General features: G+C 71.7%; 23 protein-coding genes and 3 pseudogenes. 11 read left to right on the top strand and 15 right to left on the bottom strand.

Features of this window, described 5'->3' with window-relative positions; genetic code table 11:
* Positions 1–86: 86 nt before the first annotated feature.
* Positions 87–356 (bottom strand): annotated as a pseudogene (locus ABZ896_RS41895) (maltotransferase domain-containing protein); the annotation flags it as partial.
* A 73-nt stretch (positions 357–429) separates the two neighbouring features.
* Positions 430–729, bottom strand: a complete 300-nt coding sequence (locus tag ABZ896_RS41890) for a DUF5133 domain-containing protein (RefSeq protein WP_360940860.1) — start codon at positions 727–729, stop codon at positions 430–432.
* A gap of 234 nt (positions 730–963) precedes the next feature.
* Between ABZ896_RS41890 and ABZ896_RS41885 the strand changes: the two are divergent.
* Positions 964–1,441: pseudogene (locus ABZ896_RS41885) on the top strand (pep a2).
* 32 nt (positions 1,442–1,473) lie between these two features.
* Positions 1,474–3,564, top strand: coding sequence for a glycogen debranching protein GlgX (gene glgX, locus ABZ896_RS41880; RefSeq protein ID WP_360940858.1), 2,091 nt, complete (start codon positions 1,474–1,476; stop codon positions 3,562–3,564).
* Positions 3,565–3,579: 15 nt separating this feature from the next.
* Here the strand turns inward: glgX and ABZ896_RS41875 are convergent, their stop codons facing one another.
* Complete coding sequence (locus ABZ896_RS41875) at positions 3,580–4,380, bottom strand: VOC family protein (RefSeq protein ID WP_360940856.1); 801 nt, start codon at positions 4,378–4,380, stop codon at positions 3,580–3,582.
* A gap of 159 nt (positions 4,381–4,539) precedes the next feature.
* Here ABZ896_RS41875 and ABZ896_RS41870 point away from each other — a divergent pair, with 159 nt between their 5' ends.
* Positions 4,540–4,872, top strand: coding sequence for an ANTAR domain-containing protein (locus ABZ896_RS41870; protein WP_360940854.1), 333 nt, complete (start codon positions 4,540–4,542; stop codon positions 4,870–4,872).
* Between the two features lie 6 nt (positions 4,873–4,878).
* Here the strand turns inward: ABZ896_RS41870 and ABZ896_RS41865 are convergent.
* Positions 4,879–5,669, bottom strand: a pseudogene (locus tag ABZ896_RS41865) (SigB/SigF/SigG family RNA polymerase sigma factor).
* A gap of 237 nt (positions 5,670–5,906) precedes the next feature.
* Between ABZ896_RS41865 and ABZ896_RS41860 the strand changes: the two are divergent.
* From ABZ896_RS41860 to ABZ896_RS41845, 4 genes are all read left to right on the top strand, one after another.
* Positions 5,907–6,362 (top strand): MarR family transcriptional regulator, encoded by a 456-nt coding sequence (locus tag ABZ896_RS41860; RefSeq protein WP_360940852.1) that lies wholly within the window; start codon positions 5,907–5,909, stop codon positions 6,360–6,362.
* Entirely contained in the window at positions 6,359–7,240 is an 882-nt protein-coding gene (locus ABZ896_RS41855) for an ATP-binding cassette domain-containing protein (protein WP_360940850.1), read from the top strand. Before ABZ896_RS41860 ends, ABZ896_RS41855 begins: the two co-directional genes overlap by 4 nt.
* Positions 7,200–8,042, top strand: a complete 843-nt coding sequence (locus ABZ896_RS41850) for an ABC transporter permease (protein WP_360940848.1) — start codon at positions 7,200–7,202, stop codon at positions 8,040–8,042. Before ABZ896_RS41855 ends, ABZ896_RS41850 begins: the two co-directional genes overlap by 41 nt.
* Positions 8,043–8,234: 192 nt before the next feature.
* Positions 8,235–8,750 (top strand): hypothetical protein, encoded by a 516-nt coding sequence (locus tag ABZ896_RS41845; protein ID WP_360940846.1) that lies wholly within the window; start codon positions 8,235–8,237, stop codon positions 8,748–8,750.
* 16 nt (positions 8,751–8,766) lie between these two features.
* Here ABZ896_RS41845 and hemC read toward each other — a convergent pair whose 3' ends face one another.
* From hemC to ABZ896_RS41805, 8 genes are all read right to left on the bottom strand, one after another.
* On the bottom strand, positions 8,767–9,702 hold the full coding sequence (gene hemC / locus ABZ896_RS41840; RefSeq protein ID WP_360940844.1) for a hydroxymethylbilane synthase: 936 nt from the start codon (positions 9,700–9,702) through the stop codon (positions 8,767–8,769).
* Positions 9,703–9,729: 27 nt separating this feature from the next.
* On the bottom strand, positions 9,730–10,197 hold the full coding sequence (locus ABZ896_RS41835; RefSeq protein ID WP_360940842.1) for a GNAT family N-acetyltransferase: 468 nt from the start codon (positions 10,195–10,197) through the stop codon (positions 9,730–9,732).
* Positions 10,194–10,712 carry a hypothetical protein gene (locus tag ABZ896_RS41830; RefSeq protein WP_360940840.1) on the bottom strand — a complete coding sequence of 173 codons (519 nt, stop codon included), beginning with the start codon at positions 10,710–10,712 and terminating at the stop codon, positions 10,194–10,196. Before ABZ896_RS41830 ends, ABZ896_RS41835 begins: the two co-directional genes overlap by 4 nt.
* 68 nt (positions 10,713–10,780) lie before the next feature.
* Complete coding sequence (locus ABZ896_RS41825) at positions 10,781–11,785, bottom strand: questin oxidase family protein (protein WP_360940838.1); 1,005 nt, start codon at positions 11,783–11,785, stop codon at positions 10,781–10,783.
* A 113-nt stretch (positions 11,786–11,898) separates the two neighbouring features.
* Positions 11,899–12,678, bottom strand: a complete 780-nt coding sequence (locus tag ABZ896_RS41820) for an NPP1 family protein (protein WP_360940836.1) — start codon at positions 12,676–12,678, stop codon at positions 11,899–11,901.
* Positions 12,679–12,822: 144 nt separating this feature from the next.
* Entirely contained in the window at positions 12,823–13,803 is a 981-nt protein-coding gene (ligD, locus tag ABZ896_RS41815; RefSeq protein ID WP_360940834.1) for a non-homologous end-joining DNA ligase, read from the bottom strand.
* Positions 13,804–14,174: 371 nt separating this feature from the next.
* Positions 14,175–15,071 (bottom strand): SDR family oxidoreductase, encoded by an 897-nt coding sequence (locus tag ABZ896_RS41810; protein ID WP_360940832.1) that lies wholly within the window; start codon positions 15,069–15,071, stop codon positions 14,175–14,177.
* 22 nt (positions 15,072–15,093) lie between these two features.
* Positions 15,094–15,843 carry an SDR family oxidoreductase gene (locus tag ABZ896_RS41805; protein WP_360940830.1) on the bottom strand — a complete coding sequence of 250 codons (750 nt, stop codon included), beginning with the start codon at positions 15,841–15,843 and terminating at the stop codon, positions 15,094–15,096.
* Between the two features lie 114 nt (positions 15,844–15,957).
* On the opposite strand from ABZ896_RS41805, the gene ABZ896_RS41800 reads away from it, so the two are divergent.
* Entirely contained in the window at positions 15,958–16,659 is a 702-nt protein-coding gene (locus tag ABZ896_RS41800) for a TetR/AcrR family transcriptional regulator (RefSeq protein WP_360940828.1), read from the top strand.
* A 19-nt stretch (positions 16,660–16,678) separates the two neighbouring features.
* On the opposite strand, the gene ABZ896_RS41795 is transcribed toward ABZ896_RS41800, so the two are convergent.
* The 3 genes from ABZ896_RS41795 to ABZ896_RS41785 all read right to left on the bottom strand — a co-directional run bounded on the left by ABZ896_RS41795 (position 16,679) and on the right by ABZ896_RS41785 (position 20,282).
* Positions 16,679–17,362 carry a response regulator transcription factor gene (locus tag ABZ896_RS41795; RefSeq protein WP_360940826.1) on the bottom strand — a complete coding sequence of 228 codons (684 nt, stop codon included), beginning with the start codon at positions 17,360–17,362 and terminating at the stop codon, positions 16,679–16,681.
* Positions 17,359–18,588: a sensor histidine kinase gene (locus ABZ896_RS41790; protein WP_360940824.1), complete on the bottom strand. Its 1,230-nt coding sequence runs from the start codon at positions 18,586–18,588 to the stop codon at positions 17,359–17,361. Before ABZ896_RS41790 ends, ABZ896_RS41795 begins: the two co-directional genes overlap by 4 nt.
* Positions 18,589–18,797: 209 nt before the next feature.
* Positions 18,798–20,282 (bottom strand): MFS transporter, encoded by a 1,485-nt coding sequence (locus tag ABZ896_RS41785; protein ID WP_360940822.1) that lies wholly within the window; start codon positions 20,280–20,282, stop codon positions 18,798–18,800.
* Between the two features lie 160 nt (positions 20,283–20,442).
* On the opposite strand from ABZ896_RS41785, the gene ABZ896_RS41780 reads away from it, so the two are divergent.
* The 3 genes from ABZ896_RS41780 to ABZ896_RS41770 all read left to right on the top strand — a co-directional run bounded on the left by ABZ896_RS41780 (position 20,443) and on the right by ABZ896_RS41770 (position 23,131).
* Entirely contained in the window at positions 20,443–21,663 is a 1,221-nt protein-coding gene (locus ABZ896_RS41780) for a cytochrome P450 (protein WP_360940820.1), read from the top strand.
* Positions 21,664–21,665: 2 nt separating this feature from the next.
* Positions 21,666–22,316 (top strand): helix-turn-helix domain-containing protein, encoded by a 651-nt coding sequence (locus ABZ896_RS41775; RefSeq protein ID WP_360940818.1) that lies wholly within the window; start codon positions 21,666–21,668, stop codon positions 22,314–22,316.
* A gap of 92 nt (positions 22,317–22,408) precedes the next feature.
* Positions 22,409–23,131, top strand: coding sequence for a response regulator transcription factor (locus ABZ896_RS41770; RefSeq protein ID WP_360940816.1), 723 nt, complete (start codon positions 22,409–22,411; stop codon positions 23,129–23,131).
* The last annotated feature ends 291 nt before the right edge of the window (positions 23,132–23,422 follow it).

Genomic DNA, 23,422 nt, shown 5'->3' with positions numbered 1-23,422 from the left:
GTCTGCGGAGTGGAGGTCGGAGCCATGGCATACACGCTACTCGGTGCTCATCGCACGGTCTGCCCTCGGGGGCTGGGAAAAGTCAACGTCCAGTACCCCGGTTCGCCGGCCGTAACAGTGGCTCCCCAGCGGTCGGTGCCCGGAGCCAGCTCCCGCATCGGCGTCCACGGGCCGGGGCGGCCTTGCGGGTCTTCGAGTACGACATCGGCGGCGACGGCGTCGTGCCCCTCGCGGAACACCGTGGCCGTGACCTGGAACGTCTCTCCCACGACCGCCTTCGCCGGGAGCCTGCCGGAATCGACGGCGGGGCGGACGTCCCGTACCGGGATGCGGCCGATGACCGGGGTGCCACTCATGTCTCTCGCCTCCGTCGTGCTCGAGGCCGGGCACTGGGGCCCGGCCGGGGATCGAAGTCGCGTCGGGAGGCCGTCAGCTCCCGGCGGTCGAGGGGCTCACCGCCAACGGTGGTCCCCGTCGTGCGAGCACCTCCGTACGGGCGTGCTCGTCCTGCTCGCGGAGGTAGGCGACCACGCTGGAGCGCAGATAGCGCTCGGCCGCGTCGGCGGCCTCGCGGGCGCAGCGCTTTCCCATCAGCACGCACAGCGTGTAGCCCGAGTCCTCGAACGTCGAGCGCACGGTCCGGTCGGTGGGGGAGGCGAGCATGACCCGCTCCCAGGCCCGGTACCGCCGCAGTTGCCGGGCGACCTCGGCTTTGGCCGGTAGCAGCATGGCGCCGTTCACCTTCCAGGGGCTTGGGAGACAGATCTTCACTCATGGTGCACGGGTGACGACACAGCGTCTTGTTGGAGCTTCAACCATCCCGGTGGTCGCTCGTGTTGCACGAATGGCGTAGCGATCCCACGCTGGAGTGACTCTGAAGCGATCAGCGCTCACGCTCCGTGGATCGGGGCTCGGCCCCGAAGGGGGTCAGGAGCGGGAGTTCGCCGGTGAGGAGCCAACGAGATGAACACCGCAGTGCCCTGCTACTACCACCTCGACGTGGAGGTCAGCCCGGAGCGGGTCGGGCAGGTCAGGCGCATCCTGGCCGCCCACCTCAGGCTCTGGGACCTGGAGACCCTGGTCGAGCGTCTGCCGCAGCGCCGAACTGCTGCTGACGTCGATCGACGAGCACGCGACGGACAAGAACACGTCCATCGAGATGTGGTGGAACGGCCAGCACCTGATCACGGCCGTCGCCGAGAACGACTGCGATCTGCGCCCGGACCACGACCTGCGGCCCTGCCTGGAGTGCATCGCCGCGACGAGCGACGGCTGGGGCTGCTGTGCCACGGCCACCGGCAGCAAGGTCATCTGGTTCTCGCAGCGCGCCCGGGAGGGTGAACGCGTCCCGCTGGTCCCGTCGGGGCCGGTCCCCAGCCTGCGGCAGGTGCGTCAGCTGCCCCGCGAGCTGCCGGTCGCGGCGATGGCCGCCGCCCGGTGACCGTGCGGGCGTCCGGGAAGAGGCCGTCAGGGGTGTCCGCCTGGAGCGGGCACCCCTACCCGCTGGGCGCGGCCTTCGACGGCGAGGGCACCAACTTCGCGCTGTTCAGCGAGGTCGCCGAACGTGTCGAACTCGTCCTGGTCGACGCGAAGGGCCGGCACCGCGGCATCGCGCTGACCGAGGTCGACGGGTTCGTGTGGCACGGCTATCTGCCGGGCGTGGGACCCGGGCAGCGCTACGGCTACCGGGTCCACGGACCCTGGCAGCCGGAACTCGGCCACCGCTGCGATCCGGCGAAGCTGCTCCTCGACCCGTACGCCACGGCGGTGGACGGGCGGACGGACAACCACCCCTCGCTGCGCACCCCCGGTGCCGACAGCGCCGGGCACACCATGCTGGGCGTGGTCACCGACCCGGCCTTCGACTGGGGCGACGACCGGCCGCCGCGGCGACCGTACGCCGACACCGTCGTCTACGAGGCCCACGTCCGCGGCCTGACCCGCACCCACCCCGACGTCCCCGCCGAACTGCGCGGCACCTACGCGGGGTTGGCCCACCCCGCGATCGTCGAGCATCTGACGTCCCTCGGGGTGAGCGCCGTCGAGCTGATGCCGGTCCACCAGTTCGTGCACGACGGCGTGCTCCAGGACCGCGGCCTCGCCAACTACTGGGGCTACAACACGATCGGCTTCTTCGCCCCGCACAACGCCTATGCCGCCCACGGCACGTGCGGCGAACAGGTCACCGAGTTCAAGGCGATGGTGAAGGCGCTGCACGCGGCCGGGCTCGAAGTGATCCTCGACGTCGTCTACAACCACACCGCCGAGGGCAACGAGAAGGGGCCCACGCTCTCCTTCCGGGGCATCGACAACGCCTCGTACTACCGCCTGGTGGACGGCGACTGGGCGCACTACTACGACACCACGGGCACCGGGAACAGCCTGCTGATGCGGCACCCCTACGTGCTCCAGCTGATCATGGACTCGCTCAGGTACTGGGTCACCGAGATGCACGTCGACGGCTTCCGCTTCGACCTCGCGGCCACGCTGGCCCGGCAGTTCCACGAGGTGGACCGGCTCTCCGCCTTCTTCGACCTGATCCAGCAGGACCCGGTGATCAGCCGCGTCAAGCTGATCGCCGAGCCGTGGGACGTGGGGGAGGGCGGCTACCAGGTGGGCAACTTCCCGCCGCTGTGGTCCGAGTGGAACGGCAAGTACCGGGACGCCGTACGGGACTTCTGGCGCGCGGAGCCCGGTTCGCTCGGTGAGTTCGCCTCCCGGCTCACCGGCTCCTCCGACCTGTACCAGCACAGCCGGCGCCGACCGCGGGCGAGCGTCAACTTCGTCACCGCGCACGACGGGTTCACCCTGCGCGACCTCGTCTCGTACAACGATAAGCACAACGAGGCCAACGGCGAGGGCGGCCGGGACGGCGAGAGTCACAACCGGTCCTGGAACTGCGGGGTGGAGGGGGACACCGACGACGGGGCCGTCCTGGAGCTGCGGGCGCGTCAGCAGCGCAACTTCCTTGCGACGCTGCTGCTTTCGCAGGGGATTCCGATGCTCTGCCACGGCGACGAACTCGGGCGCACGCAGCGCGGGAACAACAACGCCTACTGCCAGGACGGCCAAGTCTCCTGGATCGACTGGCGGTTGACGGACGAACAGCGGGAACTGGCCGCCTTCACGCGGTATGTGATCGGACTGCGGGCCGCGCATCCCGTCCTGCGCAGACGCCGCTTCTTCCGGGGCGACACCGCGACCAGTGCCGGTCAGCCGCTCCCCGACCTGGTCTGGCTGCTGCCGGACGCCCGCGAGATGACGGAGGCGGACTGGCGGCGGCCCGACTCCCACGCCGTCGGTGTCTTCCTCAACGGCGACGCGATCGCGGAACCGGACCCGCGCGGCCGCCGGGTGCTCGACGACTCCTTCCTCCTCCTGCTGAACAGCCACTGGGAACCGGCCGGCTTCCGCCTCCCGGACATGACGTACGGCGAACGCTGGACAACGCTCCTGGACACGGCGGAGCCACAGGGAGCGGACGAGTCGGAACACAAGGCGGGCACGGCCCTGACCCTGGAACCCCGCAGCATGGTCCTGCTGTCCCGTCCCCCGGTGAACTGAAGGCGGCTCGTACGGTCAGCGGTCGCGGCGCGACGTCACCGTGAACCGCGCGCCGTCCGGGTCGCAGAGCACCGCCTCGTCGCCGTTCACCGACCGCACGCTACCGCCGTGCGCCTGCGCGGCACGGGCGCAGGCCGCCACGTCGTCGACCGCGAAGTGGACCCGCCAGTGCGGACGGATCGTGGGATCGGGCGCCGAGCCGAGCGCCCCCGACTCGATACGGGCCACCACGTCCCCGCCGCTGCGCAACACCACCTCGCCGCCCTCGTAGTGCACCTCGCAGCAGCCGGGGCGCTCCGACGCCCAGTCCAGGACCTCGCCGTAGAAGATCGCCGCGTCGAAGGCGTCGCGCGTGTGCAGCCGGATGAAGGCGGGCTGGGCGCGGCGCCAGGTCTCCCAGTCGGAGACGAGCTCCCCCTCCCAGACGCCGAACCGCGCGCCGTCGCGGTCGGCGAGCAGGGCCGCCCGTCCGGGCGGGAAGGACAGCGGGCCGACCGCGAGGGTGCCGCCGCGCTCCTGTACCCGGGCCACGGCCTCGTCCGCGCTCGGCACCGCGAAGTACGGCGTCCAGGCCACCGCCATCTGCCACATCGAGGCCACCGCGGCGATCCCCGCGACGGGCGTGCCGTCGGCGAGGGCGACCCGGAAGCGGTCACCGAGCTTCGCCCGCGTCCACCGCCAGCCGAGGACGGCGGCGTAGAACGCCTCGGTCACCTCCTGGTCCCGGCAGGTCAGGCTGACCCAGCAGGGCGCTCCGAAGACATGGTGGGTGGAGACGACGTCCTTGGTCGCGGCGCGTCTCGGGTCGTGGTTCATGACAGTCGCGTCCTGCTCTCGTCGGCCGGCGGCCAGCGGGTCCTCCCCAGTGTCCGTCCGGAACCGCACCGGGCGCCTGCCGAGTACCCCCGGGGCGCCGCCGAAACGGTGGCCCGCCCATGCGGTGGCGCGGGCCCGGTCGAGTGACAGGATGGAGGGGTGGCATCCGTACCGAACGAGCCCGCCGACGAGTCGGACCGGATCTTCGAGCTCCAGGAGGAGATCGACCAGCTGAAGGAAGCGGTCGTCTCCCATGCCGTCGTGGACCAGGCCATCGGGATGGTCGTGGCGCTCGGCAGAGTGACCCCGGACGAGGGCTGGGAGATCCTGAAGGACGTCTCCCAGCACACCAACATCAAGCTCCGCAATGTCGCGGACCTGATCCTGGTGTGGGGACGCTCCGGGGTGATCCCCCCGGAGATCCGCGTGGAGCTGGAGGAGGCCCTGGACCGTTCCGGCCCGCGGCAGATCCCGGGTGCCCCGCCGGAGTGACCGCGGTCAGCCGGCGTCGGCCAGCACCTCGTCGCGCAGCTGTGCGAAGCACGCGCTGAGCAGCCGGGAGACATGCATCTGCGAGATGCCGAGCTCCTCCGCGATGCCGCTCTGTGTCATACCGCGGAAGAACCGCAGGTAGAGGATGGTCCGTTCGCGCTCGGGCAGCGCTTCGAGACAGGGCCTGACGGCGACCCGGTCGACGACGACGTCGTAGCCCGGATCGGGGCCGCCGAGCGCGTCGCCGAGGGCGTACCCGTCGGTGCCGGGCATCTCCGCCTCAGGGACAGCGCGGAGAAGCACTCCAGCGCCTCGGCGCCGGTGCGCACCTCGTCCTCGGTCAGCTGGGCGCGCTCGGCGATCTCCGCCATGGTGGGCGGGCGCCCGGGGATGGTCTGCGCGAGTTCCTTCGAGGCCTGCCGGACGCGGTTGCGCAGGTCCTGGACCCGGCGCGGTACGTGCAGGGTCCACATGTGGTCGCGGAAGTGGCGCTTGATCTCACCGGTGACGGTCGGCACGGCGTACGCCTCGAAGGCGGTGCCGCGGGCCGGGTCGTAGTGGTCGACGGCCTTGACGAGGCCGAGGGCGGCCACCTGGTAGAGGTCCTCGAGGGACTCGCCGCGACCCCGGAAGCGGACGGCGATCCGCTCGGCCATGGGCAGCCAGAGCTCGACCAGCTCGTCGCGCAGCGCCTTGCGCTCGGGGCCGTCGGGCAGGGTCGCGAGTCGTTCGAACGCCTCGGTGGTCATCGGGGCGTCGTCGTGCGGATGCGGCTTCGTTCTGGTGGCGACGGACATGTCGCGCGCCTCCCTCAACGGGGGCCGTTGGGACGGACACCGTGGGAGGCGCGGACCGGACCTGGTGGGGGACACCCGGGGTCCGACTGGTCGGCTCCCACGGACGTGCCTCCTGTCCGAAGCACTTCCATGCAAATGCCCGGTCTGGGATGAATAAAACAAAAGACGTTAATAGTCCATATGGGCTTGACTCGCTCTTGGTTACGTTAGCTCTGCTAAAGAGCTAATCTCACCGGTGTGGACGAGGAGACCTTCCCGGAAGAGCTGGCCGACGCGTTCGTCGGCATCCAGCGGCTGCTCAGGCGCCGGCTGCGGGCCGGACTGACCGAGCCCCGGTTCCGCGGGGCGGAGGTCGAGCTGCTGCGCCTGGTGGAGTCCCGGCCCGGCATCGGCGTCTCCGAGGCCGCCAAGGAGCTGTACCTGGCCGGGAACTCCGTCTCCACGCTGGTCAACCAGCTCGTCAAGCAAGGCCACTTGGTCCGCGAGACCGACCCCGCCGACCGTCGCGCGGCCCGGCTGCTGCTCACCGAGAAGGCCGAGACGCGGCTGAGGGAGTGGAAGCGGCGGCGCGTCGCCCTCGTCGGCAGCCAGGTCGCCCGGCTCGACGCGGCCGAGCGGGACGCGCTGCGCGCCGCGCTCCCTGCCCTGCGCACACTCGCCGTCAACCTGCACGAGGAGGCCGAGGAGTCATGACCCAGGACGCCGCAGGAACACGGGACCACCTGGACGCCGCCGGAGCACCGCCCCCGGACACCGGGCAGGCCGTCGCCTGCACCGGCCTCGCCTACGCCTTCGGTGACACCAACGCCGTCGACGGGCTCGACCTGACCGTGGCCGAGGGTGAGGTCTTCGGACTGCTCGGCCCCAACGGCGCCGGCAAGACCACCGCCATCCGCTGCATCACCACCCTGCTGCGAGTCCCGGCCGGCATGGTCCACGTCTTCGGCCGCGACACCGCCACCGACCCGATGTCCGTACGCCGTCTGCTGGGCTACGTACCGCAGCAGCTGTCCGCCGACGCCAACCTCACCGGCCGGGAGAACGTCACCCTGTTCGCCCGCGTCTTCGACGTCTCCCGCAAGGAGCGTGCCGAACGGGTCGCCCAGGCCCTGACCGCGGTCGACCTCACCGACGCCGCCGACCGGCTCGCCGGCACCTACTCCGGCGGCATGGTCCGCCGCCTCGAACTGGCGCAGGCCCTGGTCAGCGCGCCCCGGCTGCTCATCCTCGACGAGCCGACCATCGGCCTCGACCCGATCGCCCGCACCGGGGTGTGGGAGCACATCAACGCCGTACGCGCCGCGACCGGCATGACCGTCCTGGTCACCACCCACTACATGGACGAGGCCGACCAGTACTGCGACCGCGTCGGCCTCATGCACCGCGGCCGGATCCGCGCCCTCGGCACCCCGGCCGAACTCCGCAAGGGGCTCGCCGAGCGCCGCGGCACGGCCGAGATCCCGACCCTGGAGGACGTCTTCCGCGACGTCGCCGGCAGCGGTCTCGAAGACGAAGGAGGGGATTTCCGCGATGTCCGAAGCACCCGCCGCACCGCGAACCGTGTCGGCTGACATAGGTCTGCTGCTCAGGCCGCCGGAGCCGCGCGCGGGCTGGCGCCTGCTGCCCGCCCGGGTCGTGGCGATGTGCGCCGTCGAACTCCAGAAGCTGCGCCACGACCGCACCGAGCTCTACACCCGCGCGGTCCAGCCCGCCCTCTGGCTGCTGATCTTCGGCCAGACCTTCACCCACATCCGGGCGATCCCCACCGGGGGCATCCCCTACATCGACTACCTCGCGCCGGGCATCATCGCCCAGTCGGCGATGTTCATCGCGATCTTCTACGGCATCCAGATCATCTGGGAGCGGGACGCGGGCATCCTCAACAAGCTCCTGGTCACCCCCACCCCGCGCTCGGCACTGACCACCGGGAAGGCCTTCGCGGCCGGGGTGAAGTCACTGATCCAGGCGGTCGTCGTCATCGTGATCGCCGCCCTGCTCGGCGTCTCCCTGACCTGGAACCCGCTCAAGCTCCTCGGTGTCGGCGCGATCGTGGTCCTCGGCTCGGCCTTCTTCTCCTGTCTGTCGATGACCATCGCCGGCATCGTGCTCAGCAGGGACCGGCTGATGGGCATCGGACAGGCCATCACCATGCCGCTGTTCTTCGGCTCCAACGCCCTCTACCCGCTCTCCGTCATGCCGGGCTGGCTCCGGACGGTCAGCAAGGTGAACCCCCTCAGCTACGAAGTCGACGCCCTGCGCGGCCTCCTGCTCGGCACCCAGGCCCATATCGCGCTGGACTTCGCGGTGCTGGCCGTCGCCGCCGCGCTCGGCATCACCGCGGCCTCCTCGCTGCTGGGCCGGCTGGCCCGTTGATCATGGGCTCGGGAAGTGATGTGCGGCACGCCCGCGGAAGTGTTTTTCCGGCCGATCGTCGCATCGTTCCTGGGCAGGGCTTGATCAGCGATCAAAGGGGGTGAATACGCTGGCCACAGCGCATTCTGCTCATTTGACAGTGCATTGAGCACACAGATAGGAAGCAGCTCTCTGAGGTCGAAGAGGTGCACTGTGTACGAGCCGAACGTGGTCGGGGACTGGCAGGAGTACGACACGCATGCCGGTCTGCGTGTCCGCGTCCACCGTCTGGAACAGGCCGAGCCGCCGCGCGGACGGGACGACGCGGCGGAGGGGCTCACGTACTTCAGCGTCCGTGTGACCGTCGAGAACCGCGGCGACCTGCATCCGACCGTGCATCTCGAGGACGGCCAGATCGACGTGCGGATCGGGGCCGACGGCGAGAGCGCCTTCATCGACTGGCGCAACTCCCAGTTCATCGAGGGCTTCGACGTCTACCCGCTGCGCCGCGCCACAGCCGTGCTCTTCGCGGCCGGCCCCGAGACGAGCCTCGGCCAGATCGACGTGCAGATCCAGCTGCGCGTCGACGACGAGTGGGCCGACCGCCGGCTGTGGGCGGGCGGCATCGGCCTCGACGAAGGAGCCGCGCACGCGGGCGCGGTCCGCGAGGGACTGGCCTGCCAGGTGAGCAACTTCCTGCGCGACCAGGCGGAGGAAGGCACCGCCTGACGCGGTCCCGTCCGATTCAGTGCGGGATGCCGTCGATGATCTCGCGGGCGCCCTGACGCAGCAGCGCCACCGCCACCGAGGTGCCGAGGGTGGCCGGATCCAGACGGCCCGCCCACTCGTGGGCGTTCAGCCGGGTCTTGCCGTCGGGGGTGAACACGCAGGCGCGCAGGGACAGTTCGCCGCTGCGGTCCACGCGCGCGAACCCGGCGATCGGGCTGTTGCAGTGCCCCTGCAGGACGTGCAGGAACATGCGCTCCGCGGTCGCCTCCCGGTAGGTGTCCGGATCGCCGAGGCCACTCACCACGTCGATCAGCTCGCTGTCGCCCTCCCGGCACTGGAGCGCCAGGATGCCCGCGCCGATCGGCGGCATCATCGTCTCCGTCGAGAGGATCTCGCTGATCACGTCCTCGCGGCCGATCCGCTCCAGACCGGAGACCGCGAGCAGCAACGCGTCCGCGTCACCGGCCGCGAGCTTCTCCAGCCGCCGGTTGGCGTTCCCGCGAAAGGGCACGCACTCCAGGTGCGGGTGGGTGGTGGCCAGCTGGGCCACCCGGCGCACCGAGGAGGTGCCGATACGGGTGCCGTCCGGCAGCTCGTCCAGGGTGAGACCGCCCGGGTGGATCAGGGCGTCACGGATGTCGTCCCGCTTCAGGAACGCCGCGAACACCGTGCCCGCCGGGAGCGGCCGGTCGGCGGGCACGTCCTTCATGCAGTGCACCGCGAGGTCCGCCTCGCCCGCGAGCAGCGCGGCGTCGACCTCCTTGGTGAACGCGCCCTTGCCCTCGACCTGGGAGAGATCGCCCATCCACTTGTCACCGGTCGTCCTCACCGGCACGACCTCGGTGCGCACACCGGGATGCAGGGCCGCCAACTCGCCGCGCACACGCTCCACTTGGGCCAGCGCCATGGGCGAGTCGCGGGAGACGATACGGATCAGTTCCGGAAGGGACATGCGGGACACGATAGACCCTGCGACGGGTCAGTGCCGCACGCTCAGGGAGTAACGCACCTTCTGCCTGCCCTCGGCACCGAGCCTGTCGTAGAAGCGGATCGCCCCCTCGTTCCAGGTGGGCGTCTGCCACTGCACCGCGTCCAGCCCGAGCGTACGGGCCTCGTCCGCCACGGCGTCCATGAGCAGGACGCCCAGCCCGAGCCCGCGGTGTCCCGGCAGCAGGAACAGGCAGTCCATGTGCAGGTATTCGCGTCCGTCCCAGGTCGACAACTCGGGCGCGCAGGTGGCGTAGCCGACGACCTCGCCGTCCGGGAGCGCGGCCACCAGACACCGCAGCCGGGGCGCGGGGGTGCCGAAGAGCAGCACGGCCAGGCGCTCGGCGAGATCCGCGGCGGGCGGGGCGGCACGCTCGTACTCCGCGTGCAGGGCGGCCAGTTCGGCGACCCGGGGCAGATCGGCGCGCTCGGCATGCCGTACGACGGGGCTGTCGCTCATCGCAGGTCCCCCTCGACGGTGTCCGCGCTCCAGGCGGCGAGCCGCTGCGGGAGCGGTCCGGTGCCGTCGAGGACCTGCCGGGAGTATGAGTCCCGCTCATGGGCGAGTACGGCCGCCTCCCACACACAGGGGTTGAGGCCCACCCGGCCGGGCCGCAGCGCCCCGGGCTCGCCGGCCGGGCCCGCGAAGACCGCCAGGTCCGCCATGTCCCCCTCGATCCAGGTGTGGACCAGCAGGTAGTCGCCGTCGCCGCCCGCGTGCACGATCACCACGGCGAGGCCCAGGGACCCCCGCAGCGGGCCGAGTTCCAGGTGGCGCGCGGCGATCCCCAGCGCGGCCCGGGCGTCCTGCTCCGACACGCTGCGGCCCGGCGCCTCCAGCGCGTACACCTTCACCAGGTGCCCTGCCGCTTCGCGCGTCCCGATCGGGCGCACCGGACGGGCGTGGTGCGCATCGGCCAAGGCGAGTAGAGCCTTCGCGTCCACGGCGGCGGGCAGTTCCTTGTCATGATCCATTCGGCCATCATCGGACGACGCGCTCCGACCCGTCCACCGTCTTTCGCCGTACGACGGGTGCCCGGGCCTCAGACCAGCGGCTCGCTCATCTCGACGGACCGTAGGGCAGCGGCGAGCGCCTGCTGGTCGCCGACGTCCAGGGCCGTGTCGGTCAGTTTGATGACGTGCTCGTCGCCGTGGGCGAGGGCCCGGTCCATGACCTCCTCGGGTGCCAGGCGCGCGGACGGCTCGTAGGCGACGGGTTCCACCGGCCCGTACATCGCCGTCACGGCAGCGGCCGCGTTCCAGGCCGCGTGCAGGCTCGGCGCCCACAGCTCGCGGGGGAGCGCGTCGAGGGTGCGCAGCACCGCGTTGGGCGCGGTCGTGGCATGCACGAGCATGGTCGGCTCACCGTGCCCGTGGGTGGCGTACCGGTGGGTCGTGGCCCGCACCAGCTCGGTCAGCCGCTCCCGGGCCGCGTCGGGATCGGTCACCTCGGCCGCCCATACGGGCAGTTCGTGTACGGCGGCCAGCCGGTTCCGGAAGCCCAGGTGCCCCGGAGCGATCGCGGGCACGGCCTCCAGGGACGCGGCGGCGCTCGGCGCACCGGGCAGTGCGGTCACCGTCACGGGCTGGTGCCGGGCCGCCCAGTAGCCCAGCGCGTGCGCGAGTTCGGCGAGCCGCGGTGCGGTCTCCTCGGTGTCGACGGCCCGTACGGCGTGGCCGACGCGGATCACGACGTGGGTGGCGCCGCCGTACAGCCCCGGCAGCAGCCGCGGCCACCATTCGGCCAGGACGTCCTTCCAGGGGCGCTCGGCGAGGGTGCGGGTGAAATGGTCGGTCCAGTCGGCGATCCGGCGCGGATCACCCAGCGCCTCGGCCCAGTTGTCGTCCGTGACGGGTGCCACGCGGTCCGGGAAGTCCTCCAGCTTGTCCCGGTACAGGTCCAGCCAGTGGTGGACCGCATCCGCCCGGCCGTGTGCCGTGAGCGCCTCGACGACCATCGGGGCGTGGTTCGTCAGCCAGCCGTCCCGTTCCGGGCCGGAGGTGTGGATACGTTCCAGGGCTTCTTCGAGTCGTCCGCTCGTGTCCATGTGACGGACGCTATGCCGGGCGCGGGCGGGCCCGGATCGGGCGCGGGACGGAAGCCGTGGACACCCACGGTCCTACGTCCCGCGACCGATCACGGGCCTCGGCCGGGCCTGGGTCAGGCGTTGGGATCGAACGCGATCCCCGACGGCTTCGCCGACGTCAGATGCGCGGCGAAGTTGGCGTCCTTGAGGCCGAAGTTGGCGCTGCCGAAGTCGTAGGCGCTCAGCTTGTCGCGGAGAGCCGTCGACGGGTAGCCGTTCCAGCCGACCAGCGGCGGGTACTGCCAGGTGCCCTTGGCGTTCTCCGGCGGCTCGTCGTTGGAATTCGCCAGCCGGAAGCAGTGCGTGCTGACGCCGTCCTTGTGGTAGACGATCTTCGCGTGCGTGCCGTCGAAGCGGACGCCGGACGCGGCGCTCACCGTGAACGAGCCGTGGTTGGACGTCGACACGTACTGGACCGCGCCGTTCTGCACCCAGATCACGACGTGCTCCCAGTCGTGCCGGTGCCCGCCGATGCTGCTGTTCGCCAGCGCCTGGTCCTTCTCGAAGTACAGGCCGTACATGTACGCGCACCAGCCGTTGTTGCACTTGTAGCGCGAGTAGGTGTTGGTGTTGTTCAGGTCCGAGAGGTCATGGCACTCGCCGCTGAGCGAACCGGTCGGGTTGAGCCCGCCGTTGATCGTGCCGTCCGGGCCGATGGCCGGCGTGGAGTAACAGCCGTCCGTGTCGTAGTCGAAGGCCGGCTGGTAGGTGTACTCGGCGGACTCCGCGTTGGTGGGCAGCGCGGTGGGCGGGGCGGCGAAGGCGGCCGAGGGGAGGGCGACGACCAGCGCGGCGGCACCGGCCAGCCCGGTGAGCCATCTCCTGCGGTGCCTCTTGAACGACGATGACGACACTGCGTCCTCCTCCTGGTGCGGGCGCGGCCCAACGGCTGTGGCGAAAGGGGAAGTTCAGCTTCCCCACTTTTCATGTCCGCGCCAAGAGGTCGTAAAAGACTCTCTGGTAACAACCGGTGGAACAGCTGGATCTTGTTCGAGATGTCAGACGAGACCGTCCGGCAGATCGGCAGCCGACTCCTCCGGCGTGAGGTCCGGACGCAGCCGCGACCAGGACGGCTGCCGCAGCAGCCCCGCCCGGGTACGGGTGCTGTACCGGACCTCCCCGACCAGCCGGGGCACCACCCACCGCGCCCCCGGCACCCGCGGGGCCGGATCGAAGGGACAGGTGTCCGTCGCCGCCGTCCGCAGCAGCGCCGCGAGTTCGGTCCGCTCGGTCTCGCTCCAGCCCGTGCCGACGTTGCCGACGTACCGCAGCCGCCCACCGGTCCGCTGTCCGACCAGCACCGCGCCCGGCAGCCCCGTGAGCCGTCCCTTGCCGGGCAGCCAGCCGCCCACGATCACGTCCTCGCTGCGCATGTTCCGGATCTTGATCCAGGCCCGCGACCGCACCCCCGGCTCGTACACCGAGTCCAGCCGCTTGCACACCAGCCCCTCCAGTCCGTGCTCGCGCGTGGCCCGCAGAGCCTGCTCCCCGTGGCCCACCAGGGCGGCGGGCGTGGACCAGTGAGGGCCGGTCAGCTCCAGCTCCTCCAAACGGGCCCGCCGTTGTGCGTAGGGAAGCGAGAGGAGGGAGCGTTGACCCAGGTGCATCAGGTCGAACAGCACGAGGTGCACGGGTGCCGCCGTGGCCTGCCGGGCGGCCCTGGCCGGGGCGTGGGCGAGGCCCATCCGCGGCTGGAGCAACTGGAAGTCGGCGCGGCCCTGTTCGTCGAGCGCGAGGATCTCGCCGTCGAGTACGGCGGGCGTGGGCCCCAGAGCACCGGCGAGCGGCCGCAGTTCCGGATAGGCGGCGGTGATCTCCTCCCCGGACCGGGCCCGCAGCGCGAGAGTGCCGTCACCGGCGAGGTAGACCACGACCCGTTGGCCGTCCTGCTTGGTCTCGTAGGCCCAGTGCGCGTCCTGGGCGGCCGGCGGCAGCGAGCCGGGGGTGGCCAGCATGGGCGGGATCAAGGGGAGGGACATGGGTCAGTTGTCGACAGAGCCGCGAGGCGTCACGCGCCGAGCGGGCGGGGTTCCCCTGAACGGCGCCGCGTGGGAAGTGCCGGCGCGTGGGGAATGCCGGCGCGTGGGCTCTGCGGCGCCTGCCGCGCTCGCACCCCGGCTGCAAGGTCGTGAGCGCCCGGCTACACCTCTGGCGGGCACGTCATGAGCGCCCCGGCTACACCTCTCGCGGGCGCGTCGTGAGCACCCTGGCTACCTCCCTCGCGGGTTCGTCGTGGGCGCCCGGTCACATCCCTCGCGGGGCAGGTCATGAGCACCCCGGCCACATCCCCCGCAGGCACGTCATAAGCCCCCCAGCCTCGCGCCCGGCCCCACCACGTCCGTCCTCCCCGTCACAGACTGCTCCCCTCCGCCAGCAGATCCCCCAGCCCCACCCGGTGGAAGAACTCCGCCCGTATCCGGTCCGCGACCGCCGATACGACCTCGCTGCCGTCCCGGCTCGGGTCCACGTGCACCCTGAACGGGCGCTTGCCGGAGGGGAGTTGCACGGCCCGGACCACCGCGTCGGCGACCTCGGAGACGTCCGCGTCCGGGGGTGCCAGTCGGGACAGCCGTTCGTTGACGTCGGCCATCAGCGTCTTGTAGCGGGCGTCGTAGGCCCCGGCCCGGTCGGTGTCGGCGGGCACTCCCGCGTGGGCGAAGTGGTTCGTGCCGGAGGTGAAGGCCCCGGGCACGACGATCGACGTGTCTATCCCGAACCGGACCAGCTCGGCGGCGTAACTCACCGCGAGCGCGTCCATCGCCGCCTTGGCCGCGAAGTACGGCGCGAGGAAGGGCGGGCAGCCGCCCCGGGTGCTGGAGGAGCCGATCCAGACGAGGTGCCCCTGGCCCCGGGCCCGCAGATGGGGCAGGGCGGCACGGTTGACGCGCTGTGTGCCGAGGACGTTCGTGTCGTACACCTGGGCCAGCTGCTCGGGTGTGAACGCCTCGGCCGGACCCAGCACCATGTGGCCCGCGTTGTGCACCAGGACGTCCAGGTGCTCCTGCTCGTCGACGATCCGTGCGACGGCCGCGTCCGCGCTGTCCTGGTCGCCCACGTCGAGTTCCACGGCGCGCAGGTCCAGGCCGTGCTCGCCGGCGTGCGCGGCGAGGTCCGCGGCCGCCTGCGCGTTGCGGGTGCCGAGCGCCCGCATGCCCGCGTAGACGGTGTGGCCGTGCCGCGCGAGCGCACGGACGGTGAGGGCGCCGAAGCCGCTGGAGGCGCCGGTCACCAGGATCACTTTGGTCATGACGATGTCCTCTCGGGGCGAGTCAGATGATTCCGCCGTTGGCCCGCAGCACCTGGCCGTTGATCCAGTGGCCGGCCGGGCTGACCAGGAACGACACGACGGAGGCGATGTCCTGGGGCGTGCCGAGCCGCTCCAGCGGGGGCTGTGCGGCGAGCCGGGCGACCGTCTCCTCGTCCTTGCCGTCGAGGAAGAGGTCGGTGGCGGTGGGGCCGGGGGCGACCGCGTTCACCGTCACGTCACGGCCGCGCAGCTCGCGGGCGAGGATCAGGGTGACGGCCTCCACAGCGCCCTTGCTGGCCGCGTAGGCGCCGTAGCCCGGGAAGGCGAGGCCCACCACCGAGCTGGAGAGGTTGACGAGCGCCCCGCCGGGGCGCAGCCGGCGCGCGGCCTGCTGGTCGACGACGAAGGTGCCGCGGATGTTGGTGCGGTACAGGGCGTCGAGGTCGTCCAGGTCGAGGTCCGCGACGGGGGAGAGGGGCATCCGGCCCGCGGAGTGCACCACCGCGTCGACTCCGCCGTAGGTGGCCTCCGCCAGGTCGAAGAGGGCCGCGACCTCGGTCTCGTCGGCGACGTCCGCGCGGGCGCCGTACGCGGCGCCGCCGGCCTCCTCGATGGCGGCCACGGTCGCGTCGGCCGCGTCCTTGTTGCCCGCGTACCCGACGACGACGGCGAACCCGTCCGCCGCCAGCTGCTGGGCGATTTGCCGTCCGATACCGCGCGAGCCGCCGGTGACGATCGCCGCGCGCCGGTCGGTGGTGGGCTGTGAGGTCATGACTGCGTCCTTTGTTAGCGCTGCTACGACTTGCTCGTATCGACGATAACACCGAATCGTAGCGACGGTAACCCCCCTTTCGTATCGGCGCTACGAATGGCGTACCGTGAACGCATGGATGCGAGGGAAAAAATCCTGGAAGCGGCCACCGAGCTGCTGGCGAACGCGTCGGCCGCCGACGTCTCCACCCGGGCGGTGTGCGAGAAGGCGGGGGTCGGCGCGCCGATGCTCTACCGGCTCTTCGGCGACAAGGCGGGGCTGCTGGCCGCCGTGGTCGACCGGGGTTTCGAGCAGTACCTCGCGTCCAAGCGGGCGGCGCGGCCGAGCGGTGACCCGGTCGCGGACCTGAGGAGCGGCTGGGACAACCACATGCGCTTCGCGCTGGAGCACCCCAACCACTACCGGTTGATGTACTCGCCCGAACTGACCGTGCCGCCCGGCGCGGCCCAGGAGGCGCACGACCTGCTGCACGAGATCCTCGAACGCTGCGCGGCCGCCGGACGGCTCACCGTGCCGCCCGCGCTCGCCCTGCGGATGATCATGTCGGCGAACGTCGGTGCCGCCCTGTCGATGCTGACCAGACCTGAGCAGTACACCGACCCGAGGTTCTCCGAGCGGCTGCGCGACGCGGTGCTCGACTCGGTGACCCGGCCCGCCGACACGGAGACCGACGCGGACCGGTCCCGCGGCGACAGCGCGGTGCCGGTGGCCGCCGCCACGCTGGCCGCCCGGCTCCGTGCCGACCTGCCGCCGATGTTCACCCCGGCGGAGTCCGCCCTGCTCCAGCAGTGGCTGGAGAAGCTCTCCGCGCGGTGAGAGGCCGCCCCCGAGGCGGTCAGCCCTCCTCGGACGGCAGCGGCTGCACGAGCCCCGACTGGTAGGCCATCACGACGAGTTGGGCGCGGTCCCGGGCGCCCAGCTTCGTCATCGCCCGGTGCACATGCGTGCGGACGGTCAGCGGGCTGACGTACAGCTTCTCCGCGATCTCCTCGTTGGAGTGGCCCTCCGCCACCCAGGCCATCACCTCGCGCTCCCGGGTGGTCAGGCCGGTGAGGCTGTCGGCCGACGCAAGCCTGGTGCCGAGCCCCGGAGCGGCCAGGAAACGGGTGATCACGGTGCGGGTGGCGCCGGGGGAGAGCAGGGAGTCGCCCGCCGCCACCGTCCGGATGCCGGCCAGCAGGGCCTCCGCGGTGACGTCCTTGCCGAGGAAGCCGCTCGCCCCGGCCCGCAGCGCCTGCGCGACGTACTCGTCGATCTCGAACGTGGTCAGGATCAGCACCCGCGTCTCGCGCAGTTCCGCGTCCGCGCAGATCACGGACGTGGCCGTCAGCCCGTCGGTCCCGGGCATACGGATGTCCATCAGGACCACGTCGGGCCGGTGGATGCGTGTGAGGTCGACGGCCTCGGCGCCGTCGGTGGCCTCGGCGACCACCTCCATGTCCTCGCAGGAGTCCACGAGGATCCGGAAGGTGGCCCGCAACAGAGCCTGGTCGTCGGCGAGCAGCACACGGATGGTCATGGGGTCCGTTCTTCGTGGTCCGAGGCGGTTGCCTCGTGGTCCGGGGCACAGGGGTACAGCGGGAGCCGGGTGGTGACCTCGAAGCCGCCCTCCAGCCGGTGTCCGGCCTTCAGGGCGCCGCCGACCGAGCGGGCCCGCTCCCGCATGCCGATCAGCCCGAAGCCGTGGCCCGGGGCGGGGGCCGTGGCGGTGGTGGAGGTGCCGTCGTCGGTGACGGTGATCGTCAGATGGTCCGCCCTGAAGCGCAACCGGACGTGCGCCGCCTGCACGCGCGCGTGCTTGGTGACATTGGTCAGCGCCTCCTGGACGATCCGGTACGCCGTCAGGTCCACGCCGGGTGTGAGCGGACGCGCGTCCCCCTCGGTGGTGACGTGCACGGTCAGCCCGGCGGACTCGAACGTCTCCGTCAGCTCCGGCAGCTGGCCGAGCCCCGGGCTCGGTGCCAGGGGCGCGTCCGGGTCGTCCGCCCGGCGCAGCAGGCCCACGGTCGCCTTCATCTCGCGCAGCGCGGAGGACGTCGTACCGGCGAGGTCGGTGAGGATCTTCTCCACCTGCGCGGGATGGGTGCGGGCGAGGTGGGCCGCCGTGCCCGCCTGGGCGTTGGCGAGGGCCAGGTGGTGGGCCACGACGTCGTGCAGCTCCCGGGCGATGCGCATGCGCTCCTCGGCGACCCGGTGGCGGGCCTCCTCCTCCCGGCTGCGCTCGGCGTACTCGGCACGCGCCTGGACGGCCTCCAGATAGGCGCCGCGCAGCCGGCTCGCGTTGCCCACGGCGACCGGCAGCAGCAGCCAGGCCGCCGGACTCAGTGTGTCCAGGGGCCAGGGATGGTGCAGGGGATCGAGCAGCAGGGCCGTCGTCACCAGTACGGCGAGCGCGGACAGCAGGCAGCGGCGGGCCGTGCGCCGGTCGGTCGCCAGGGCCACCCGGTGCAGGGCGAGCATGAGCGGCCCCAGCAGCAGCGGGGTGAACAGGATGCCCAGGGCGCTGGCGACGGCGGCGCACGCCGTGGTCACGGCGACGACCGTACGGGGGCGGCTGCGCTGCCAGAAGATGGCGGCGCAGGAGACGGCCGCGAGGGCGATCGTGGGGCCGACGACATCGGGCTGTTCGGCGCCCGGCACGTGCACCTCGCTGCCGAACAGGAAGGCGGGGAAGAGCAGCGCCGCCGTCATCGTGTCGACCGTACGGGCGTGGTCGTCGGCGTAGCGCTGCCAGGGGATGCTCATCGGGTTCTCCGGTCGGGTCCTGGAACCAGGGCGGGCGCCGGAGGCCCGGACGTTCCCCCAGCCTTCCGGAGCGGAGCCCGCGTGTCGTCCTCCGAGCGGCTACTGAAAACGCAGTACGTGACAACGCCCGGTCCTCCTGGGGCAGGACGAGCTCGGGCGGGACCAACGGACCCGGCGGCCGCGTCGCAGCGGCCGCCGGGCCCCGGCCGTCAAAGACCCGAGGTCGCCCCGGCCGACGTCTCCGCCGCCGTCGGCGCCGCGGCCGCCGGCACCGCGGTGGCCCGCGGGCGGGGGATGAACGAGGCGATGGCGAAGGCGAGGAGCGCCGCACCGGCGCCGATCGCCATGACCGTCTTGAAGCCGCTCTCGGACGGCAGCGCGTACCCGCCCAGGTCGATGGTCATCTGGGCCAGCACCACACCGGCGATGGCGCTCGCCACCGACGTACCGATGGACCGCATCAGGGTGTTGAGGCTGTTGGCGGCCGCCGTCTCCGAGGCGGGCACCGCGCCCATGATGAGCGCGGGCATCGAGCCGTACGTGAAGCCGATCCCGGCGCCGATCACACAGGACACCATGACCAGATGCCAGACCTCGGACATCAGCGCGATGTTCAGCCCGTACCCGGCGGCCACGATCAGCGCGCCGATCATCAGGGTCACCTTCGGCCCCTTGGCCTTGGAGACCGCGGCGGAGACCGGGGCGAGGGCCATCATCACCAGACCGGAGGGGGCCATGACCAGACCGGCGGTCAGCAGGGACTTGCCCAGGCCGTAGCCGGTCTGCGTCGGCAGCTGGAGCAGCTGCGGCAGCACCAGGGACATCGCGAACATCGAGAAGCCGACCGCGATCGAGGCGAGGTTGGTGAACAGCACCTGGCGACGGGCGGTGGTGCGCAGGTCCACCAGCGGCTGGGTGGTGCGCAGCTCGAAGACGCCCCAGGCAACCAGTACGACCACGGCGGCGACGAACAGGGCCAGTGTGGTGCCGCTGGTCCAGCCCCAGTCGGCGCCCTTCGAGATGGCGAGCAGCAGACAGATCAGGCCGGTGGCCATGCCGACGGCGCCGACCGCGTCGAAGCGGCCGCCGGTGCGCACCCGGGACTCCGGCACGAACAGGGTGACCAGGACGAGGGCCACCAGCCCCATCGCGGCTGAGCTCCAGAACAGGATGTGCCAGTCGAAGTTGTCCGCGATCAGCGCGGCCGTCGGCAGGCCCAGCGCGCCGCCGACCCCGAGGGAGGCGCTCATCAGAGCGGTGGCCCCGGCGAGGCGCTCGGTGGGCAGCTCGTCGCGCATGATGCTGATGCCGAGTGGGATGACTCCGGAGGACAAGCCCTGCAGGGCACGCCCGACGATCATCGGGACCAGCGCGTCGCTGAGCGCGCACACCACCGATCCGATCACCAGCATCACGACGCTGACGAGCAGCATGCGGCGCTTGCCGAACATGTCGCCGAGGCGGCCCACGACCGGGGTGGCGACGGCGGCGGCCAGCAGGGTCGCGGTGACCGCCCAGGCGGTGTCCGAGGCCGGCGCGTCGAGCAGCTTCGGCAGTTCCGGGACGATCGGGATGACCAGGGTCTGCATCAGCGAGACGACGATTCCGGCGAAGGCCAGCACCGCCACCACGGCGTTCGGCCGCGTCGGGGCCGCGGCACCCGCGTCGGCGGGTCTGGCGGGAGCGTCGGACATGACAGGGCCTCCATGGGCAGGGGAACGGGACCGGGAAGCGAAATCCCGGTCAACGGGACCGGGAAACGAAAACCCGGCCGAAGTTAAGTCAGATGCTTGACTTAGCTTACTGGCCCGGCTGTCCTGACCGTGCAGCGATCGCCGGAGCCGAGGAGGACCCATGTCCTGGAGCGAGCGCAAGCCGACCCTGACCTATCCACTGCGCCGGGGCCCGGCGCTCGAGGCCCCCGAGGAGTGGGCCGCGCTGCGCCGGGAGTGTCCTGTCGCACGGGCCACCCTGCCGAGCGGGGACGAGGTGGCCCTGCTCACCCGCTACGAGGACGTCCGTCAAGTGCTCTCCGACGGCCGCTTCACCCGCCGGCTGACCGCGCGGGACGCGGCCCGGATCGCGACCGACGAGACCGGCGGGGTCTTCAACAGCGACATGGCGACGGCGATCCCCGACGGCGGCACGGCCCACCGCCGCTGGCGGCGCCTGGTGGGACGGTGGCTCACCGCGGAGCGGGTGGCCGCGCTGACCCCGGCCATCGAGGCGCGCACCGAACGGCTCGTCGACGGCATGCTCGCGCACGGACACCCCGCCGACCTCCGCGCCCACCTGGCCTACCCGCTGCCCGTGTGGGTGATGTGCGACCTGCTCGGCGTCCCCGACGCCGACCGCGACCGGTTCGCCCGCTGGTCCGACGTCCTCCTCAACCTCACCCGCTACACCCAGCAGGAGTACGACACCGTCCAGGACGCCTTCGTCGACTACCTCGGCGCCCAGGTGCACGCCCGGCAGGACGAGCCCACCGACGGCCTGCTCGGCGCGCTCGTCACCGCCCGGGACGCCGACGGCCGCACCCTGAGCGAGCGTGAACTCGTCTTCACCGGCCAGGCGTTGCTGGTCGCCGGGCACGAGACCACCATGAACGTGATCGCCAAGATGGTCGCCCTCCTCCTCGCCGACCGCCGCCACTGGGAACGGCTGCTCACCGACCCCTCGCTGGTGCCCAGCGCCGTCGAGGAGGTCCTGCGCTACGACGCCGACCCGGGTCTCGGCATGCCGCGCTACCTGGCCGAGGAGGCCGAGATCGCCGGCACCGTGCTGCCACGGGGCACGACCGTGCTGTGCGTCGCGGCGGCCGCCAACCGTGACGAGAGCGCCTTCGACGCTCCCGCGGAGATGACCCTCGACCGCAGCCCCAACCACCACCTCGCGTTCGGCGCCGGTGCCCGTTCCTGCCTCGGTCAGGCGCTGGCCCGAGCGGTGCTGCGCACCGTCCTCGACGTGCTGTTGCGTAGGCTTCCGACACTGGAACTCGCCGCGCCGGCGGCGGACCTCAGGCGGCTCGAGGGGCTGGCCGTCGGAGGGCTCAGCGAAGTCCCGGTGCGGTGGTGATCATGGCGGGCAGGACGGCACGCGAGGAACAGGTCAGCGCGACGCGGGAGCTCATCCTGACCGCGGCGGAGCGGCTGTTCGCCGAGCGCGGTGTGCTCGCGGTCTCCAACCGTCAGGTCAGCGAGGCCGCCGGGCAGGGCAACAACGCGGCCGTCGGCTACCACTTCGGCACCAAGGCCGACCTGGTCCGGGCCATCGCCCGCAAGCACCATGTCCGGGTGGAGGCGATCCGGGTCCGGCTGCTGGAGCGGATCGGCGACTCCCCGGACGTACGCGACTGGGTGGACTGCCTGGTGCGCGCGGTCCCCGAGCATCTGGCCGCGCTGGGCAGCCCCACCTGGTTCGCCCGGTTCTGCGCCCAGGTCATGACCGACCCGGTGCTCCAGCAGATCATGGTGGAGGAGTCCATGTCCTCGCCGTCGCTCCAGCGGATCGTCGAGGGCCTGCACGGGTGTCTGCCCGAGCTGCCCGCCGACGTCCGGGCCGAACGCTCGGACATGGCCCGCCAGTTGATCGTGCACATGTCCGCCGAGCGGGAACGGGCGCTCGCCGAGGGCACGCCGACGCCCCGCGCCAGCTGGCACGACGCCGCCACCGGTCTCGGTGACGCCGTGGTCGGGCTGTGGCTGGCGCCGGTCACCACGGGCCGCTGACGACAGCGCGCGGGCACCCGGAAGGGGAGTTGCTTGAGTTAGGCAAGGAGGCGCTAGGGTGGGGCGTGCTTCCCCCACGAACGGTCTCGTCCATGCATGGCAGTTCCGCCGAGAAACCGGCACTCGCCCGCGGTGCCGGTCAGCGCCTCCTGATCGTCGCGGGCGACTCCGACGTCGCCGAACTGCTCTCCACCACGCTGGAGTTGGCGGGCTACCGGATCGCCGTCGCCGACACCGCGCGGGACGCCCCGGTGCGGCTCGCGCGGGAGCGTTTCGACCTGGTGGTCCTCGACGCGACCCTGCCGGACGTCGCCGAACTGGGCCGCAGCCGACCGGCCTTGGCCGACCGCCCGCCGGTCCTGCTGCTCACCGACTACGAGTCCCTGGACCGGCTCGTCCCCGAACTGGGCCTGGGGGAGCGGGACTACCTCACCAAGCCCTTCCGGGTCGCCGACCTGCTGGCCCGGGTGAAGATCCTGCTGCGCGGCACCGCAGCCGGGACCGCCCGCTCCGGTGCGCTGTCCTATCGTGACCTCGTCCTCGACGACGGCCTGTGCGAGGCCCGGCGCGGGCCGCGCCTGCTCGACCTCACGCCCGCCGAGTACCGGCTGCTGCGCCACCTCCTCGTCAACGCCCACCGGGTGCTGTCCAAGGAGCAGATCGGCCGGTACGTCTGGGGCGACCACCGCGGCGACAACGCGATCGAACAGCTGGTCTCCCGGTTGCGCCGCAAGGTGGACCAGGACGCCCCCGCACTCGTTCACACCCGCCGGGGCTTCGGCTACTGGCTGGGGCGGTCGGACGTCGACGCCTGACGGCTTGCGCTGCAAAGACGGACGTACCGCCGCCGTTCATGCCCTCGCGCACGGAAAGCACACGGCGACCGCACAACTCCCTCCCCGCTGACGGCACTTGTCGGATCCGCATAAACCTGTGATCTGAATCACGTCAGCTCGCTGTCAGGTTACTGGCGGGATGGTGTCAGCCCTGTCTGTTTGCATGTGCTCATCGAGGCCTCGACCACTTCGCCCCGGCGCTCCGCCCCCTCGCGGAGCCCCCCACCACCGAGGAGAACCATGGCCGACACCGTCACCGGGCCCCGGCCC

This window comes from Streptomyces sp. NPDC047072 (assembly GCF_040643855.1).
Classification (GTDB): domain Bacteria; phylum Actinomycetota; class Actinomycetes; order Streptomycetales; family Streptomycetaceae; genus Streptomyces.
The sequence above is the reverse complement of the archived record's forward strand: the minus strand, read 5'-3'. Positions and strand labels throughout refer to the sequence as shown.